The sequence below is a fragment of the Magnetospirillum aberrantis SpK genome (assembly GCF_011022235.1).
Taxonomy (GTDB): Bacteria; Pseudomonadota; Alphaproteobacteria; order Rhodospirillales; family Magnetospirillaceae; genus Magnetospirillum; species Magnetospirillum aberrantis.
In genome coordinates, this window is record NZ_JAAIYP010000038.1 from 95,935 (window position 1) to 110,599 (window position 14,665).

Annotated in this window: 18 protein-coding genes; 2 read left to right on the forward strand and 16 right to left on the reverse strand. The window is 62.8% G+C overall.

All coding sequences use genetic code 11. The annotated features are described in order from the left end of the window. Window positions 1-56: 56 nt before the first annotated feature. Genes G4223_RS11495 through G4223_RS11560 form a run of 14 tightly spaced genes read right to left on the reverse strand, consistent with a single transcriptional unit; the run spans window position 57 to window position 12,383 of the window. Window positions 57-302: a hypothetical protein gene (locus G4223_RS11495; protein ID WP_163679521.1), complete on the reverse strand. Its 246-nt coding sequence runs from the start codon at window positions 300-302 to the stop codon at window positions 57-59. A 34-nt stretch (window positions 303-336) separates the two neighbouring features. Next, complete coding sequence (locus G4223_RS11500) at window positions 337-1,947, reverse strand: TadE/TadG family type IV pilus assembly protein (RefSeq protein WP_163679524.1); 1,611 nt, start codon at window positions 1,945-1,947, stop codon at window positions 337-339. A 16-nt stretch (window positions 1,948-1,963) separates the two neighbouring features. Next, window positions 1,964-2,572, reverse strand: a complete 609-nt coding sequence (locus G4223_RS11505; RefSeq protein ID WP_163679527.1) for a hypothetical protein — start codon at window positions 2,570-2,572, stop codon at window positions 1,964-1,966. Window positions 2,573-2,606: 34 nt separating this feature from the next. After that, window positions 2,607-3,164: a TadE/TadG family type IV pilus assembly protein gene (locus G4223_RS11510; protein ID WP_163679530.1), complete on the reverse strand. Its 558-nt coding sequence runs from the start codon at window positions 3,162-3,164 to the stop codon at window positions 2,607-2,609. Beyond that, window positions 3,161-3,928 carry a tetratricopeptide repeat protein gene (locus G4223_RS11515; protein ID WP_163679533.1) on the reverse strand — a complete coding sequence of 256 codons (768 nt, stop codon included), beginning with the start codon at window positions 3,926-3,928 and terminating at the stop codon, window positions 3,161-3,163. The genes G4223_RS11510 and G4223_RS11515 overlap by 4 nt, the downstream gene beginning before the upstream one ends. Then, window positions 3,928-4,866: a type II secretion system F family protein gene (locus tag G4223_RS11520; RefSeq protein WP_163679536.1), complete on the reverse strand. Its 939-nt coding sequence runs from the start codon at window positions 4,864-4,866 to the stop codon at window positions 3,928-3,930. Before G4223_RS11520 ends, G4223_RS11515 begins: the two co-directional genes overlap by 1 nt. 3 nt (window positions 4,867-4,869) lie before the next feature. Continuing rightward, window positions 4,870-5,865, reverse strand: a complete 996-nt coding sequence (locus G4223_RS11525; protein ID WP_163679539.1) for a type II secretion system F family protein — start codon at window positions 5,863-5,865, stop codon at window positions 4,870-4,872. After that, window positions 5,862-7,421, reverse strand: a complete 1,560-nt coding sequence (locus tag G4223_RS11530) for a TadA family conjugal transfer-associated ATPase (protein WP_163679542.1) — start codon at window positions 7,419-7,421, stop codon at window positions 5,862-5,864. Before G4223_RS11530 ends, G4223_RS11525 begins: the two co-directional genes overlap by 4 nt. Continuing rightward, window positions 7,421-8,665: a CpaE/TadZ family protein gene (locus tag G4223_RS11535; protein ID WP_163679543.1), complete on the reverse strand. Its 1,245-nt coding sequence runs from the start codon at window positions 8,663-8,665 to the stop codon at window positions 7,421-7,423. Before G4223_RS11535 ends, G4223_RS11530 begins: the two co-directional genes overlap by 1 nt. 18 nt (window positions 8,666-8,683) lie before the next feature. Continuing rightward, complete coding sequence (locus tag G4223_RS11540; RefSeq protein ID WP_163679545.1) at window positions 8,684-9,316, reverse strand: CpaD family pilus assembly lipoprotein; 633 nt, start codon at window positions 9,314-9,316, stop codon at window positions 8,684-8,686. Between the two features lie 13 nt (window positions 9,317-9,329). Beyond that, the gene (locus tag G4223_RS11545) at window positions 9,330-10,721 is read right to left on the reverse strand and encodes a type II and III secretion system protein family protein (RefSeq protein WP_205762486.1); all 1,392 of its coding nucleotides are present in this window, start codon (window positions 10,719-10,721) and stop codon (window positions 9,330-9,332) included. A 27-nt stretch (window positions 10,722-10,748) separates the two neighbouring features. After that, the gene (gene cpaB / locus G4223_RS11550) at window positions 10,749-11,624 is read right to left on the reverse strand and encodes a Flp pilus assembly protein CpaB (RefSeq protein WP_163679547.1); all 876 of its coding nucleotides are present in this window, start codon (window positions 11,622-11,624) and stop codon (window positions 10,749-10,751) included. A gap of 31 nt (window positions 11,625-11,655) precedes the next feature. After that, entirely contained in the window at window positions 11,656-12,132 is a 477-nt protein-coding gene (locus G4223_RS11555; protein ID WP_163679549.1) for a prepilin peptidase, read from the reverse strand. Next, window positions 12,132-12,383, reverse strand: a complete 252-nt coding sequence (locus G4223_RS11560) for a Flp family type IVb pilin (RefSeq protein WP_163679551.1) — start codon at window positions 12,381-12,383, stop codon at window positions 12,132-12,134. Before G4223_RS11560 ends, G4223_RS11555 begins: the two co-directional genes overlap by 1 nt. A gap of 572 nt (window positions 12,384-12,955) precedes the next feature. Here G4223_RS11560 and G4223_RS11565 point away from each other — a divergent pair. After that, complete coding sequence (locus G4223_RS11565; RefSeq protein ID WP_241004080.1) at window positions 12,956-13,354, forward strand: Fur family transcriptional regulator; 399 nt, start codon at window positions 12,956-12,958, stop codon at window positions 13,352-13,354. A gap of 68 nt (window positions 13,355-13,422) precedes the next feature. Here G4223_RS11565 and G4223_RS11570 read toward each other — a convergent pair whose 3' ends face one another. Further along, on the reverse strand, window positions 13,423-13,824 hold the full coding sequence (locus G4223_RS11570) for a bacteriohemerythrin (protein ID WP_163679555.1): 402 nt from the start codon (window positions 13,822-13,824) through the stop codon (window positions 13,423-13,425). 174 nt (window positions 13,825-13,998) lie between these two features. On the opposite strand from G4223_RS11570, the gene G4223_RS11575 reads away from it, so the two are divergent. Next, window positions 13,999-14,328 (forward strand): M15 family metallopeptidase domain-containing protein, encoded by a 330-nt coding sequence (locus G4223_RS11575; protein ID WP_163679558.1) that lies wholly within the window; start codon window positions 13,999-14,001, stop codon window positions 14,326-14,328. Between the two features lie 4 nt (window positions 14,329-14,332). On the opposite strand, the gene G4223_RS11580 is transcribed toward G4223_RS11575, so the two are convergent. After that, a complete protein-coding gene (locus G4223_RS11580) occupies window positions 14,333-14,632 on the reverse strand; it encodes a hypothetical protein (protein WP_163679561.1) in 300 nt (99 codons plus the stop codon). Between the last annotated feature and the right edge of the window lie 33 nt (window positions 14,633-14,665).

Below are 14,665 nucleotides of genomic sequence, written 5' to 3' on the forward strand. Positions count from 1 at the left end.
GGCGCCGCTTTCCCCATCATAGCCAAAGTCCGGCCGGGCGAGAAGTGGCCGTGCCCTTAATCGCGCGGGCGCTGTCGCAACAGCCTGGCCAACGCCCCAAGGGTCAGTTCCCGACAATCGTCGGCCCGCACGCAACCGCCGCCTTGCGCACAGGACAACGCCTCATGAACCCGTTCGACGGAACGATCATCGACCCGGTCGTCGGCGTCCATCATGATGGAGGCGCAAACCCAGTAATAGCATCGTTGGCCGCCGGCCAGAACGGGGGCGGAAACGGGCGCGAATCGCCGCGGTCGGTTCATGGAAACGATCACTCCTTGATGGGGTCGGTTGCGGTCATTCCTCGATCACCAATTCACTCAGCGTGTCGGTGATGGTCTTGAAAGTGGCTGTCAGGTCGGTCGCCTCGGTGACACGGAAATACTTTTCTTCGTCCGTGGCGCATCCTTTAAGGATTGCTCTAGTTCTTTCGCTGATGTCATCATCAGGGCCAAAAGGTATCGTGTATATCACAATTCCATCTTTTTTTGCCGCATCGCAATAACTCTCAAGATGGTCAACACTTGAGGGATCATTCCAAAGGAGGTTGTCGGCATTTATGTTGTTATCTCCGACCAAGTCGCCCCAAGGGTCAACATTATTTGCCATCCGATACGGATTCCTAAATTCATTCTTAGTGTAATCACAATGATAACTCCAGTCATGGTGAGAGTGATAGCCAGACAGGCAATAATTCTGAACAGCGTTGTCACCATCCGTCAGAAGCACCAACACCTTATTTAAATTACTCGCCTTATCTTTTGGAAGCGCGCCATTTTCCGTCCACTGCCCCCTCCAGGCAGGATCCAGCATGCGCCATCCCCACATCACCCCCGAAGCAACCATAGTGCTTCCCAAGGCAGTCATCTTCTCGATATCAGTATCCAGCGCAGTCTTGTCGCCTGACAGAAAAGTCACCTCCTGCAACGAACAGCCTTGTTGATCAGATGCATCTTGAGGTGACGACTCCCGCGCTTTACAGGTGTCAGCATTTGACTCTGTCGGAACACAATTTCCTTCCTTGGTTCTTGTGAGCGTTGTTTCGATTTTCTTTCTTCCAGAACACGTCCTCTTTCTAGTAGAGCCACATTCATACGTGTAGTCTTCGTAGGTTACCTCTGTATATTCTTCCTCATACTCTTCTACATAAGAAATTCCAACATCATGGTATCGTTCGAATTTTTTTACACTCGGAGGCGTATTCTCTACCTTGTATTCACCATCGGACGAGGTGCGCTCAAACAAACACCCCTTCCATCCAGATGAGTCAACTCCACTGGCCAACCACTTCTTGGTTTCCGTCGTGGAACCGACCCTCACAAGTTCCGTGAAAGGGACCAACCCAACATAGGTGTTGCCGCCGGACGTTCCCGCCCCCAGCATGGTTTCCACCAATTTCTTTGCCGCCGACTTGGCTTCCGTCATCTTGTTCCCGCTGCCCATCGAACCGGTATTGTCCAACGCCAGTACCATCTCGATGTTGGCCCGCGTGCGCTTGCGCGCACTGGTGCTCATGGACATTTCCATGGCCCCCGCTTCGGTGAAGCCCGAAATCATCAAAGGAACGCTCACCTTGGCGGAACCGGTGACGTGGGTGATCCCGTCGCTATCCTTGCTGGAGGTGAACGTCGCCGCCCCCAGTGTCGATCCCATGGAATTCTCGCCCATGTTGGCGGCGAAATAGGATTGTCCCTCGGCCTTCCATTCCTTTTCGTCGGCGGCCAGATTGTACCCCACCGCCAACACCGCATTGTCCAGCGCCGACTGTACCCGCGAGCGCAGGATCGAGACCCGCAGCAGGTCCATCGCGGCCAGCATCATCAGGACCGTCCCCGTCACGGTCAGGGCAAAGGCGATTCCGACCACGCCGCGGCGATCGCGCATCAACGCATTCAGGGTTCGTGTCATCTGTCCCCTCCCGTCGTCACTTGGTCAGTCCCGTGCAATTCTCAATCGAACCCAAGGTCCCGATGTTTCCCCAGCGGGCACGGGAAAAGGCCCGCCGCCGCACCGTTACTTCGCCCAAGGGAAGCTTCAGCAACGCCTGCAATCCCTCGAGCGGCCGAAAGCGATAGGCCACCTCGGCGACAATCAACGTGTCGGTCCCGACCCCCGCCACCGTCTTTACGTCCAGATCCGCCGGCAAAACCGGGAGCTCGTTCTGGACGCCGATGGTCGAAGCGATGTCGTCCAGTTTGTAGGAACTTCTCCGCTGCCACGAGATGACGTCGCCGTCTCCGGGATCGGTGACCGCGCTCAGGATGACCATCCCCCCGGCCTTGAGGTCGAGCGGCTGGGCCATGGTTTCGGCCGCCAGAATGTGAGTGCCGAGATAGCCGGAATCGTTGGTCCAGACACAGTCGTACAAGGTCGCGCGCTTCGCGATCAAACTGGCCGAGGAAAAAGCCACCCTTTCGACGATCGCCACGGCGCGAGCGTAAAAATAGATTTCGGAGAAACCGACCAGAACCAGCACGGCAATGGGAAAAAGCAGCGCAGCCTCGAGCGCGAGCGAACCACGTCGTTTCCGCAAGACCCCAAAAATCCGGCCGGCCGGCCCCATGCCCCTATTCATTTTCCACCACCGTCTGCCGGCGGAAAACCAAGGTGTCGATACCGGCCAGCGCCAGCACCTTGGTGAAGCTAGGCCGGGTCAAGGTCACCGTGTAGATGACGATGTCGCCGGCACCGCCGCCATCGGCGGACGCCATGTCGGAATCCCACTGCTTGTTGCCGTTGATATCCTCGTAACCCTCACCGGCATCGTAGGTGCCGTTGTCGTTCCCGTCCGTGAACGGCTCGGGTTGGCCGATGTTGTCGAAGGACGGATAGGCCTTGAACTCCACCGTCAGGACACCTTCTGGGCCTTTCCAGCGCTCCATGAGGTCGGTGATCTTTTCCTTGATGAGTTTGTCGCGGGTGGCGCCACCGGCACCGGTGATGCCGTAGCGGGTGCCGTTGCGCACCGCCAGTTCCAGATTGGCGTCGGTCAGCAGCATCAGCCCGGCCTCGATGGTGCCGAACAGCAGCAATATGATTACCGGCGCGATCAGGGCGAATTCCAGCGCGACCGACGCCCCCCGGTTCCGCCATATCCAACCGCCGATGCCGCCGCCTCGTCTCATGGCGTCACAGCCTTCGCCGAGGGCGTACGCTCGCGCATGAACCGATAGAAATCGAGGTTGGAACGCACCGCCGTCCGTTCGAGATCGGCGGAAAGCACGCTCTCCGCCGCCTCGTCGTTGCCCAGAAGACCATAGGCCAGCGCCAGGTTCTGCCGCACCTGCGGCGGCGCGCTGGGTTGGGTGGCGACGTCCAGCAACACGTTGACCGCCTGACGCGGCTGCCCCGACAAGGCTAGGGACAGCCCCAGATTGCTGCGGGCGGCGGCATTCTCGGGATGGGCGGCCAGAGCCTGACGATAAAGCGCCTGCGCCTCGTCGTGCCGGCCTTGCAGATCGAACACGGAGCCCAACCCCAACAACGACCGCGCATCCTGGTCCGCCACCGCACGGGCGGCAGTGTAACGTTTCTCCGCCTCCGCGAATTCACGCTTGGCCAAGGCGATGCGTCCCAACCCCAACAGCGGGTCGACCGCCTGGGGATCGATCCGCGCAGCCTCTGCATAGGCAGCGCGGGCCCGTTCGCTTTCCCCGATCATGAAGAAGGCGTCGGCAAGGCCAAGACGCGCTTGATAATCGTTGGGATTGCTCTTCACCATTTGCTGAAACAAATTGATGGCGATCTTCGGATCGCCCCCGTCCAGGGTGGCGCGGGCCAGCCGCAGGTTGCTTTCCGCAGCCGGGGACGACACCGACGTGCCAGGATTAGGTGAAGCGGCACAAGCGCTCAACAGCACGGCACAGGCCACGACCACGATCCGTCGCATCACTTGAACGCCTCCATCATCCTGAGGAAGGCCGGAGCCCCCGAAATCAGCATCACCGCCGGCAGGATCAGCAGCATCATCGGCATGGTCATCTTGGCCGCCAGCTTGGCTCCCTTTTCCTCCAGGCTGAGGACGCGGGTGCTCCGCTCGGTCCGTGCCAGGGTCTTGAGAGATTGGGTGATGGGGGTGCCGTACTGATGCGCCTGCACCAAGGTCGCCACCATGGCCCGCAACGATTCCACTCCCGTCCGTTCGGCCAGACTGCGCAAACCCGCGACCGGGTCACCGTTCATCTGGATTTCGTGGGAGGTGATTTCCAACTCATTGGCCAGTGCCGGACACAAATCCACCAGTTCGACCGACAGCCGTTTGATGGTGGCCCCCAGGCTGTAGCCGGCATTGGTACAAATCACCATCAGGTCGAGGGCGTCCGGCAAGGAACGGTAGATGGCGCGGCGACGCGCCGCGACGACACGCCGCAAGACGATTTCAGGGAGCATCATCCCGACCTGGAAGCCCCCCAGCACCATCGCCAGTTTGATGGCCATGGCCATGTCTTGCACCATCACACGGACAGCCACCACCCCCAGCACAGCCCCCACGGCCCCCAGCAATATCTTGAGGGCAATGAACACCGACAGGGCATGCACCTGACGGAAGCCGGCGGTCTGAAGCTGCCCTTGCAATTGCGTGCGCTGCTTGGCGTTGAACAACGGCAGTTTCTGCCCCAAACGAATCAGCAAGGCACCGACCTGGGAGCGCAGGTCCTCGGCCGGTTGCTCTTCCTCGCCGCCCTTGAGCGCACCGCCGACCGAACGCACCACATCGCGGGCACGGTCCGCGGCACGGGCCTTTGGGCGGTTCAGCCTCAGCGACACCAGCGACACCACCACCAGCATGCCCGCCAGAACCATCGCCAGGATAATCTCGCCGGACATGGCCTAGTCCTCCAACTTCGACATGCGGTTGATGACCAGCAAACCGGTGAACACCAACCCCAAGGCCAGCCACAAGATCCGCTGCCCCCGTTGGGTGTGGAACAGGACCTCCATGTAGTCGCCGCCCAGGAAGTTCAAGGCCCCCATCACCACGAACGGTACCAATGCGATGATCTTGGCCGCCGCACGCCCCTGGGCGGTCAGGGCACGGGTCTTCAGCCGCACCTCGCGGCGCGAGCGGATGATCGCCGACAGGTTCTCCAGCGTGTCGGCCAATGGCCCGCCCGTTTCACGTTGTAGTTGCAGGCAGACCACGAAAAACCGGAAATCGGGGACGCCGATGCGTTTGCTGGCTTGCTCCATCACCTCTTGGGCGTCCATGCCCAGGCGTAGCGAATCACCCATCATGCGGAACTCTCGCCCCACCGGATCGGGCAACTCGCGCCCGGCGGCAATGATCGCCTGGACCACCGGAACGCCGGCACGGACAGCACGGATCATCAAATCCAATGCGTCGGGAAACCCTTGCAGAAACCGGGTGCGATACCGCGTCACCACCACACGGAAGGCGATTCCCGCCCCGATGGCGCCCCCCACCATGCCACCCGCCGCAGCCAGCCACACCGACTGGCCCAACCACAGCAACCCGGCCACCACCAAGGTAGCCACGAGCAACGCCCCCGCCACGATCCAACGCAAGGCGGCAACACCGCCCATGTGTTCGGCCTGCTCCTTGGCCGCGCTCAGGGCGCGTGCGGCCCAGGTATCCTCACCCAACCGTTTCCGGCGTTGCATGACAGCGGCGGCATCCTCGGCCACGCCGGCGGCGATGGCCGGCGCCACCTCGGAAACGCTGTCGAGCAAACGTTGGCGCATGCGGGCGCGCGGGCTGTCGGCCACAGCCGAGCGAATGGCCTGATAGCCCAGCGCCACCACCACCACGCCGACAAAGCCGGCGGCGGCGATGATGTCCTCGGGGGCAAGACCGCCGGCGCTCATCCCTGGATCGCCTCCATCAGCGCCTTTTCCAGGCCGTAATAGGACGCGCGGGTCGAGAACACCGGACGCAGCCCGGTGCTTTCATAGGTTCCCTTGACCTCGTCGCCATAGGTGCTGTCGTCGTAGCGGAAAGTGAAAAGATCCTGGGTGATGATCACGTCCCCTTCCATGCCGGCGATTTCGGTGACATGGGTGATACGGCGGACACCGTCGCGCATGCGCTCAAGCTGCACGATCATCTGGACCGCGCTGGCGATCTGGCGACGGATCGACAACAGCGGCAACGACCCGGCGGCGAGCAGGACCATGCTTTCCAGACGGGTCAGCGCGTCGCGCGGCGTGTTGGCATGCAGGGTGGTCATCGACCCGTCATGACCGGTGTTCATGGCCTGGAGCACGTCGAAGGCCTCGGCGCCGCGGGTCTCGCCCAGGATGATGCGGTCGGGACGCATCCGCAGCGCGTTCTTGACCAACTGACGCTGATCGACCATGCCGCCGCCCTCGATGCCTTCGGGCCGGGTTTCCAGGCTGACCACGTGCGGCTGCTGCAATTGCAGTTCCGCCGCGTCCTCGATGGTGATGATGCGCTCGCGCTCGTCGATCACCCGGCTCATGGCGTTCATCAGCGTGGTCTTGCCCGAGCCGGTGCCGCCGGAAATGATGATGTTGGTACGACACGCACAAGCGACCTCGAGCACACGGGCCATGGCGGTCGACAAGTTGCCCTGCATCACCATGCGGTGCAGGGTGACGTTGCGCTTGGCGAACTTGCGGATGGACAAACAGGTCCCGCGGATGGCCAAAGGCGGCAACACCACGTTGACACGCGACCCATCGGCCAGACGGGCATCGACCATGGGGCTGGATTCATCGACGCGACGGCCGATCGAAGCGGCGATGCGTTGGGCGACGTTGGTGACGTGGGCGTTGTCGCGGAATTTGAGCGGTGTCAGCTCCAGCCGGCCATGCCGCTCCACGAACACCTGGTCCGGGCCGTTCACCAGAATGTCGGTCACGGTGTCGTCGGCCAGAAGCGGCTCGATGGGGCCGATGCCGAACATGTCGTTCAGCAATTCCTCGACCGCCCGCAACTGCTCGGCCATGGTCACCAAAAGCCGGTCGCGGGAAACGATCTCGCCCACCAGCCGGGTCAGGTCGCCCCGCACCTGATCGCGCGAACGGGTCACCGCCGCCGAAACGTTGATGCCGGCGAACACCGCCGCCCGCAACGTGCGGAAGGTGTCGGTCCGCAGGAAATCCTCGGACGCCATTTCCGGCGCGGAAGCCGGCGCACAAACAGGAGCCGGAGCCGGTGTCGGGACCGGTGTCGGGGCCGACACCGGTTGACTCGTCATCATCGCCTGAACCGCCGAACGGGGCGGTGCCGCCGGACGCGGCGGCGCGGCGGCGGCGGCGGCGAGCACGCTGGCCGGCAACCTGGCGGCGGGACCGGCAGGAGCCGGCGGGGTCGCCGGCGTATCCACCGCCGACCCCGACACCGGTTCGGCGGCCAACGGAAAATCTGGGTCCATGGGGCCGCGTTTGCGCCCGAACATCAGGCTCTCCACTCCAACAGATGGCGCAACAGCGGATGGTCGCGGAAACTGAAGGTCTTTTTCGGTTTGTCATCGAGCCGACGTCCGGCCAGATCGTCACCCACCCGCTTCAACGCGGTGGCAAGCGCGGATCGCTCTGCCACCACCGGCGGCCCAAGATTTTCGGCCCGGCTGGCCGCGTCGTGGTCATAGGGCAGGACATGGCTGGCACGACGCCCCACCGCTTCCTCGAAATCGTGCAGGGCCAACTCGCCCTTGCCGGGCTGACGGGGCTGGTTGACGATCAGCATGACCGGCGCGTGGGCATCGCGGGTTTCCGCCGTGCGCATCAGCCGCGCCGTCTCCCGCGCGGCATAGACCGATGGCTCGGTCACAAGCGCCACCACTTGCGCCTCCTCGAGCATGGCGATGTTGGTGGCCCCCGCCCGCCCGGCCATGTCGACGATCACATAATGGAAATGACGCTTAAGCTCGCCCACCAGCTCGCGCAACGCCTCGGTATCCAGGATCTCGGCACTGTCGAGCGCGTTCTGGGCCGACAGCACGAACAACTTGCCGCCAACCCCCACCATGGTCCGTTCCAGGTATTGCGGATCAAGCCGCCGCACGTTCTTTAGAACGTCGGTCAGGCCGTTGTTGCATTGGGTGCCAAGCAGGATGGTCATCGGCCCGCCGAACGGGTCGAGGTCGATCAACGCCACCCGGCGTTCGATGCTGTGAGACAGATACCACGCCACGTTGGCCGCCACCGTCGAGGCGCCGACGCCGCCGCGCGCACCGACACAGGCCACCAGCTTGCCGGTACGCACCTGATGCACCGGCTGCATCGCCGCACCGGGACCGCCGAGCAGGCGGGTCAACAGATCGACCGTCAACGGCTTGGAAATATATTCGTCGACACCCATACGCAGCAATTCGCGAAACAGACCGACGTCGTTGCGTTCGCCAATCACCACCACGGAAATGCTGGGCGCGCACACTTCGGCCAGCGCCGCCAGTTCGGACAGCGCCATGGCCGAGGTCGAGATATCCACCACCAATTGACGCGGCGGCCGCTCCAGCCGCGACATGAACTCGGTAGCGTCGGCGATGCTGCCCTGACGAATGTGGGTGTGGGGCATCATGCGCGACAGCGCGAAACGCTCGACCGCGTCGGTGCTGTCGGCGTCGGCCAGAAACGCGACGAAATCGGCGTGGTTGGGCACGCTGCGGGTGGGGTGGGCCAGATTGTCGATCAAAGACATGGACATCCCTCCTCTCCGCTATGGCGAGCTGGAACTGGTGCCGCCGCTCGACGAGGTTCCACGCAGCGGCGTCACCTTGTTTTCATGATAACGGTCAACGGCTGACGCCGCAGTGACGGGATCGGCGCCACGATAACGACGGCCGTGTTCCAGATCAGCCGGGTCGGCCAGCATCTGGCCGAGATTGCCAAGCGTGGCACAGCCGAACGCCATGGTCGGACGTTGCCCCTTCCAATCATATTCCGACGGCGCCACCATGCTCGCGCAATCGGGCGCGATGACGCTGACACGCAAGAAGTCCAAGGTGGCTGTGTCGGCCTCACCCACACCAACCAAGGCAACGGACGGATCGATCCCCAGATCGGTCACCAGCGCGCGCGCCTGCCCGGCAGTGGGCGGCGGGCTGTTCTTGGCCAACAGCACACGCACGCGCCGACCATGTTCACCGGTCCTGGACAAGGCGTCGGCGATGGCAGTGCGCTCTGCCTCGGTAGGGGCAGCCGGATCGGCAAGCGTCAGGGTGGCGACGGTGGTGACCTGACGGGGCAAGGCCGAAATGTCAGGCAGGTCGCGATAATCGGGACGCGGAAAACAACCCCCGACCATGGTGACCATCAGGATCGCCGGCAGGATCGCGAAAAGGCGGCGCATGTGCTGGCCCTCCTTAGTAGACGAAGCCGGCGGGACCGACTAGGCGCGGCGCATCTGCGGCCAGCGGGTCGATTCCCAGGCTTTGGCTGGTGACATATTCCACGTCCGAGGCCGGCTTGAGATTGGCCAGCGGTGTCTGAAGCTGACCCGCCCCCACCGGCTTGACCATGTAGGCGGTGACGATCACCACCAGTTCGCTCTTGTTGTTGCGGTAGTTCTGGGACGAGAACAACTTGCCCAACACCGGCAGGTCGCCCAGGCCGGGCAGGCGGGCCGCGATATCACGCATGCTGTCCTGAAGCAGGCCACCGATGACGAAGCTTTGGCCGCTGGCCAGTTCCACCGTTGTCTCGACTCGCCGCACCGACAATCCGGGAATGGTGAAGCCCGACAAGGTCACGGAATTGGTGGACGACAACTCGCTGACTTCGGGGCGAACCAACAGGCTGATGCGATCAGGCGACAGCACCGTGGGCGTGAAATCCAGTGCCACGCCGAATTGCTTGAAGGTCACGCTGACAGAATCGCTGGTTCCCTGGACGATGGGAATCGGAAACTCGCCACCCGCCAGGAAACTGGCTGTCTGACCCGACACGGCGGTCAGGTTGGGTTCCGCCATGACCGAGACCAACCCTTCCTGGTCCAACGCATCGATCATCGCATTGATGCCGAAATCGTTGGTCTTGAAGCCACCACCAACGCCCCAGCCGCTGCTCGGGATATTCCACGAGCTATTCGCCTCATCAATGAAATCGCGGCCGTTCATGATGCTGGCGACAAAGTTCCCCGGCTTCAGGATGGCCTGCCAGTTGATGCCGAACGTCTGGGTGATCTCACGTGAGACTTCGGCCACCCGCACCCGAAGATGCACCTGGGTCGGAGTGCTCAGCGAAAGCGAGTTGATCAGCTTTTCGTCCTTGGCCAGGAAGGGGGCCAGGGTGCTGGCGACATCACTGGCTTGGGCCGCGGTGTCGACCGCGCCGCTCACCTGCAACGACCCCGGCGCCGAAGTCAGGGTGAAACGGTAGGCGGGAAAACGCTGACGCAGCAGATCCTGCATTTCCGCCAGATTATGGCGCACCACCACGGTCCGGCGCATGATCTCGCGGTCACGGCCATCGACGGCGTAAAGCGTGGTGGTTCCCGCCTTCTTGCCCAACAGGAAAATGGCATTGGGCGACGGCACCTGAACATCCGCCACGTCGGGATTGGCGACGAACACGCTGAGCGCCGGGCGCGGCAGGTGGATCAACTCGCCCGTTCCCGAAAACAGTTCGAGCCGTTCGTCCGTCTCGGCGGCGACGGCCGCCGAGACGGACAGCGGCGCAAGCGGTGCCCCCCACGCACTTGCTGCCAAAACCAAGGCCAGGAACAAACGACCCACCATCGGAACTCGAACGTTCATCGGACTCTTTCCCCCTGGGGCGGCGGCTTATTTGCCGTCGCCCGAGCCACGAAACACCTGGACCCGCATCGGCGCCGCCACGCCCCCGCGCGACGGACGCTCGGGCGGGGGTTCGGAGGCCATGCGGACCACCTGTGAAATGTCCTTGCCCCACACCGGCTCCGACGTTTCCTCGCCGTCGACGTCGGAATCGCGCGTCTGCGCCAAGCTGCGCAGGGCCAAGGACAAATGTCCCAGACGGCTGACCACCGCCACCGATTCGGCGTCGCGCGGCCCAACTTCAAGCGTCACGGTGCGGGCATTGCCGGCAGATGCGGCGGTCCCTCCCGAAGCCTCGATCTCGGGCGCACGGATGGTGCGCCCGACCGCGATGACCCGCACGTCGGACAACACCGTCTCGCTGGCTACCCGGGGAGGCCCGTTACGGCTGTCGCCGCCACCATCCAGACGATGGGTGAGGATCAGGTCGACACGGTCGCCGGGCAGCGTCAGGCCAGCATTGCCGGTGACGTCGTCGATGGCCACCGACACCGCCCGCATGCCGGGCTGCAAGGCCGCCGCCAGGAAACCCGGCGAGTCAGGATAGACCACGTCGGTTTCGCTGATAGCCGCCCCTTCGTCGATGGCACGGCGGACCACCGCCCCCGACAACCGGCCGGCGGCGGGAGTGTCACGCTTGATCTGGCCTTTCTTGACGTCGCTTTCGGGAATTTCACGCCAGAGCAGATCGTCGGCCTTGATCAAGGTTCCCACCGGCATTTTCGCCACAGCGGTTCCGATAGCGGTCATGGCCGGAGCCACGGGCTTGGCGGTGGAGGCGACAAACAGCCCCCGCAGCAGCAGCGCCGCCACCAAAGCGAGACCGAGAACCGAAACGATGCGCAAGACAACGCGCACATTCATGGAAGGTCTGCCTCCGCTGAAAGTTCAGCCGCTACCCCGCCGCCAACGCAGCCAAGCCGCCGCCGCATGCCAAGGCCACGCCATAGGGCACACCGCGCGCGGCGGACAACAGAAAAAGACCACGCCTGGCAAACCCCGACGGCCATCGGCGAAGAACCGCATCCGCCGCCACCCCCAGGACCGCCAACAACAAGCCGGCGACCACGACCATCACCAGGATGGCAAGAGCATGCTCCGGGCCGGCCCAGGTGAACACCGCCGCCGCCAGCTTGACGTCGCCGCCGCCCATCCAGCCGGCAAGGCCGGCCCCCAGGGCGACAGCGAAGGCGGCAACACCGATGGCAAGGTGAAAGAAAATCGCCGCCCCCCCCCAACCGGACAGGACGGCGTGCCCGAACCATGCCACCAGAGCGGCGGCGACCAGACGATTGTCGATCAGCCGCCACCCCAAATCCCGGACGGCCGCCGCCACGAAAAGCAGAGCGGCGACCACAGCGAGCAGGGGCATTAACCGCCAGTGCCAGTGCCAGTGCCGGTTCCGGTTCCGGTGCCGGTGCCGGTGCCGGTGCCGGTGCTACCATTGGCGGCAGTGTCCAGGGCCGTGCCCAAATCCGTGAAGATTTTCGTGATGTTCGTGCTGATGTCGGCGGTGGTGAGCGCGCCGACAATGGCGAGCACGATCATGCCGGCCAGGATGGAATATTCCAGGGCGGCGACGCCCTTCTTCTCGCGCAACACAGTACGGATAGAACGCAGCATGGAAAGTCCCCTCATCTCCGACACAAGCCCGGCGGCGATTCCGCCAAGCCCACCGTTGCTACGGTGATTACCCGAGAGGGGATGGTCCACAATTCTGACAGAACTGTAATCATGTTTTTCATTAGTCTATTTTTGAAGAAACATCCGAGGCATATACCCTCTGTATTATTATTCATAAACTTAATGTGCATTTTATAAAAATACCGCCAAATTTCCTTGCAACAGCAAATTCATACGCCTCTGAAAAAACGCGCAACCAACTGATAGTATTAGAAAATTACCCTAACGGATAGGTTGGCTATTCCCGTTGCGGCTGTGGTGGGACAATGCGGCGATCACCCTTAGCGATCCCCATACCCTAGCCATCAGGATGTATACGAGCGACGGAAGACGCTTCTTAAAAGCCTGCCACCAAACACCTTTTCCGTCGCCGTCACCGTGTCCTTGGTCAAGTTCGCACCAAACTTCCGTCCCAGAACGACGGCCTAATGGTTGTTCCGCCCTATCCCATGGTATAAACCGGACTGGACGCACAGACATCCGGGGGGAAGACGACAGTGCCAATGGGGGACATGCAAATCGATCTGGAAACGTTGCGCGGTGCCGGCATTCGCCCGACCCGCCAGCGCGTCATCATCATGCGGACCATCCGCCGCGGCGGCCGCCGCCATCTGACACCCGAGGGGTTCCACCGCGAATTGAACCAGGCCGGGCTGAAGGTCGCGCTGGGCACCGTCTACAACACCTTGAACCAGTTCGCCGCCGCCGGCCTGTTGCGGCGGGTGGGCTTTGGCGACCGCACCTTCTATTGCACCGCCACCGACGAACACCACCATTTCTTCGACGAGGAAACCGGCCTGTTGCAGGACATCACCGGCTCCCAACCAACCGTCGCCAACCTGCCGCCGCTGGCGCCGGGCATGGAGATGGTCGGCGTGGACATCGTGGTCCGGGTGCGCAAGGCCGGCTGAGCACCTTGGCTTGAACGACAAAAGGGCGCGCGGTCGATGGCCGCGCGCCCTTTTGTCGTTGCGCCCACCTATTCGGCGGCGTGGTTCTTGTTTCCGGGCTTGTATTGCATGTCCTCGACCAGGATGTGCTCCACCAGCCATTGGCATAGAAATTCGTACACCGGCTGGCGCAAGGCCAGCGCTTCGCCGTTCTTGAACCGCTGCACGAACTTGTACGCGGTCGAGATGAAGATGGTGTGCGAGGCGAAATGATGTTCGACGATCTCGGGGGCTTCATCGACGAAGAATTTTTCCTCGTCGCGGAAATGGATGGCCGCGTATTCCAGCAACCCGAAGATCACTTCCCCCAATTCCTCGGCACCCATGGCGTCGTCGTCCAGCACGTTGATCATCGAGATCAACTTGCGATGCTGGTTGTCGAGCAAATCGATGCCTACCGAAAGATCGTCAGACCATTCGATCTTGGTCATTCCCCCCGAACCTCCGGCGACCTGAATTGAACTGAACCAAGATTAGCCCACCGTTGCCAGGGAAACAACCGCCAGGAGACCAGCCGAAAGTAGAGGCACGGTTGTCGAGAGCGCGGCGCGTTCCCATGTGGATCAACAGAGTCTTTCCTTGATGAACCAGGGGGGGGGACCGGCATGGAGGCATTCGTTGGCATGGCGGCGGCCTGCGCCATCCTTGGCACCGCCGCCTGCGTCCTGACCCTGTGGTGGCTGCGCGATCCCGCCCCGCCCCGTCCCCCCGACGGCCCGCTGAACGCCGAGCCCCATATCCTGACCATGCTGGGCGCGCACGGACGCCCCAATCCCATGCTGTACGAACGCCTGCCCGATTATCCGGCTGCATGGAAAAGACAGAGGGAACTGGCCCGTCAGGGCCGGGGCTGCATCGTCACCCATGCCGACAGCGGCCAGATCCGCCACGACGTTCCCGGCTGGTTGCCCCTTCATGGCCGGATCGGGCTTTAAGGTATCAGTTATAGCGGATACGGCGCGGACGCGGCACGGCGAAGATGGCGGCGTTTCGGCCAACGGAAATACCGGCCGCCGCCAGGATACGGTCGGCCAGTCCATGGGGAGCCAACGGCAGTTCGCCGCGCAGCGCCGTCTCCATCAGGCGCATTTCCTCGACCGCCTCGCGGGCGACGGCCGAGCGGGACAAGAACACCGCGACGCTTTCCAACTGCCCCGGCGACAGCGGCCAATTGCCGATGTCGGCGCCATAACGCCCCAGCATGTCGAAGAAATCGTCGAGCGACAAATCGTGAGACATGAGCGTCTCCATCCCGCGAGCCAGATCGTTTCG

Coding starts and splice junctions, on each gene's coding strand:
- G4223_RS11565 (WP_241004080.1), top strand. CDS start 12,956: ATGCAAATCGATCTGGAAACGTTGCGCGGTGCCGGCATTCGCCCGACC.
- G4223_RS11545 (WP_205762486.1), bottom strand. CDS start 10,721: ATGAACGTTCGAGTTCCGATGGTGGGTCGTTTGTTCCTGGCCTTGGTT.
- G4223_RS11540 (WP_163679545.1), bottom strand. CDS start 9,316: ATGCGCCGCCTTTTCGCGATCCTGCCGGCGATCCTGATGGTCACCATG.
- G4223_RS11570 (WP_163679555.1), bottom strand. CDS start 13,824: ATGACCAAGATCGAATGGTCTGACGATCTTTCGGTAGGCATCGATTTG.
- G4223_RS11530 (WP_163679542.1), bottom strand. CDS start 7,421: ATGTTCGGGCGCAAACGCGGCCCCATGGACCCAGATTTTCCGTTGGCC.
- G4223_RS11535 (WP_163679543.1), bottom strand. CDS start 8,665: ATGTCTTTGATCGACAATCTGGCCCACCCCACCCGCAGCGTGCCCAAC.
- G4223_RS11560 (WP_163679551.1), bottom strand. CDS start 12,383: ATGCTGCGTTCTATCCGTACTGTGTTGCGCGAGAAGAAGGGCGTCGCC.
- G4223_RS11500 (WP_163679524.1), bottom strand. CDS start 1,947: ATGACACGAACCCTGAATGCGTTGATGCGCGATCGCCGCGGCGTGGTC.
- G4223_RS11520 (WP_163679536.1), bottom strand. CDS start 4,866: ATGTCCGGCGAGATTATCCTGGCGATGGTTCTGGCGGGCATGCTGGTG.
- cpaB (WP_163679547.1), bottom strand. CDS start 11,624: ATGAATGTGCGCGTTGTCTTGCGCATCGTTTCGGTTCTCGGTCTCGCT.
- G4223_RS11575 (WP_163679558.1), top strand. CDS start 13,999: ATGGAGGCATTCGTTGGCATGGCGGCGGCCTGCGCCATCCTTGGCACC.
- G4223_RS11580 (WP_163679561.1), bottom strand. CDS start 14,632: ATGTCTCACGATTTGTCGCTCGACGATTTCTTCGACATGCTGGGGCGT.
- G4223_RS11525 (WP_163679539.1), bottom strand. CDS start 5,865: ATGAGCGCCGGCGGTCTTGCCCCCGAGGACATCATCGCCGCCGCCGGC.
- G4223_RS11510 (WP_163679530.1), bottom strand. CDS start 3,164: ATGAGACGAGGCGGCGGCATCGGCGGTTGGATATGGCGGAACCGGGGG.
- G4223_RS11555 (WP_163679549.1), bottom strand. CDS start 12,132: ATGCCCCTGCTCGCTGTGGTCGCCGCTCTGCTTTTCGTGGCGGCGGCC.
- G4223_RS11515 (WP_163679533.1), bottom strand. CDS start 3,928: ATGCGACGGATCGTGGTCGTGGCCTGTGCCGTGCTGTTGAGCGCTTGT.
- G4223_RS11495 (WP_163679521.1), bottom strand. CDS start 302: ATGAACCGACCGCGGCGATTCGCGCCCGTTTCCGCCCCCGTTCTGGCC.